General features: G+C 66.5%; 1 protein-coding gene. It reads right to left on the reverse strand.

Annotation, left to right across the window (positions count from 1 at the left end; translation table 11 throughout):
• Positions 1 to 407 (reverse strand): lantibiotic dehydratase C-terminal domain-containing protein (locus tag GWK61_RS55210; RefSeq protein ID WP_323748217.1); only part of this gene is annotated, 407 nt, incomplete at its 3' end.
• Between the last annotated feature and the right edge of the window lie 74 nt (positions 408 to 481).

Consider the following 481-nt stretch of genomic DNA (forward strand, 5'->3'; position numbering starts at 1 on the left):
AATCCGTCCCCGTATTTGCCGTGCTCAGGCCGGTAGGGCACGAAGGCATGGCTGTCGTTCGGAGCCAGCCCACCCACCTCGACGTCCGGCTCCCACACCGTGAGCCGGCGCGCCAGTTCGACATAGTCCTGCTCGGCCATCGGCCGCGACGGGGGAATCCTCGAATAGAGCGCGGTGACGTGCGCCGATACCAGAGCACGAACTTGCTCGTCGTGCTCAGCCCCGGCGAGCCGAAGCCGAACCCTCAGATGCGGTCCGTCGGCCCAGTGCCGCAGGAAGAACCAAGACCCGATCAGGCCCTGTCCCCGCAGGTCGGACAGCAGGTCAGGAAGTAGTTCCCTGATGATCGTGTCGAGCGGAGTCATCGTGTAGACGTGGACGCCGACCCACTGATCCACTTCGTCCACGTCAGGCTCCTTCCCAGGACGAGCCCACCTCGAGGACGAACTCGGCCGCGTGCCGGCTGCCCGACGGGCAGGCG

Origin of the sequence: Catenulispora rubra, assembly GCF_015356825.1 — a bacterium.
Taxonomy (GTDB): Bacteria; Actinomycetota; Actinomycetes; order Streptomycetales; family Catenulisporaceae; genus Catenulispora; species Catenulispora rubra.